This is a genomic window from Paenibacillus sp. J31P316, assembly GCF_056269105.1.
Window position 1 is genome coordinate 1 of sequence record NZ_JBWDNI010000035.1, and the last position, 1,178, is coordinate 1,178.

Below are 1,178 nucleotides of genomic sequence, written 5' to 3' on the forward strand. Positions count from 1 at the left end.
CCCTACCGAGGCACCCCTTCTCCCGAAGTTACGGGGTCATTTTGCCGAGTTCCTTAACGAGAGTTCTTCCGAGCGCCTTAGCATACTCTGCTCGACTACCTGTGTCGGTTTGCGGTACGGGCACCATCACCTGGCTAGAGGCTTTTCTTGGCAGCCTGAACTCATGACCTTCGCTACTGCAATTTTCGCTCCCCATCACAGCCCAGCCTTAATGATGTGCGGATTTGCCTACACATCAGCCTCACTGCTTGGACGGACATCCATCAGTCCGCGTCACTATCCTTCTGCGTCACCCCATTGCTCGTAACGGCTTACGGTGGTACAGGAATATCAACCTGTTGTCCTTCGACTACGCCTTTCGGCCTCGCCTTAGGTCCCGACTTACCCTGAGCGGACGAGCCTTCCTCAGGAAACCTTAGTCTTACGGCGGACAAGATTCTCACTTGTCTTTTCGTTACTCATACCGGCATTCTCACTTGAATGCGCTCCACCAGTCCTTACGGTCTGACTTCCACGTACATTCAACGCTCCCCTACCCCTGCGACATAGTCGCAAGCCATAGCTTCGGTGGTGTGTTTAGCCCCGTTACATTTTCGGCGCAGAGTCACTCGACCAGTGAGCTATTACGCACTCTTTAAATGGTGGCTGCTTCTAAGCCAACATCCTGGTTGTCTTTGCAACTCCACATCCTTTCCCACTTAACACACACTTGGGGACCTTAGCTGATGGTCTGGGCTGTTTCCCTCTTGACAATGGATCTTAGCACTCACTGTCTGACTCCCGGATATAAGTACATGGCATTCGGAGTTTGACTGGACTTGGTAACCCTTGGCGGGCCCCGCACCCAATCAGTGCTCTACCTCCACGACTCTTATTCCGAGGCTAGCCCTAAAGCTATTTCGGGGAGAACCAGCTATCTCCGAGTTCGATTGGAATTTCTCCGCTACCCCCACCTCATCCCCGCATTTTTCAACATGCGTGGGTTCGGGCCTCCAGTGCGTGTTACCGCACCTTCACCCTGGACAGGGGTAGATCACACGGTTTCGGGTCTACGTCCACATACTCATTCGCCCTATTCAGACTCGCTTTCGCTGCGGCTCCGGCTCTTCACCTTAACCTTGCATGGGAACGTAACTCGCCGGTTCATTCTACAAAAGGCACGCCATCACCCATATAGA

The 1,178-nt window shown here is 53.3% G+C and carries 1 rRNA gene; it reads right to left on the bottom strand.

What is annotated here, in order from left to right:
• Positions 1-1,178 (bottom strand): 23S ribosomal RNA (locus AC0YNU_RS32880); the annotation flags it as partial.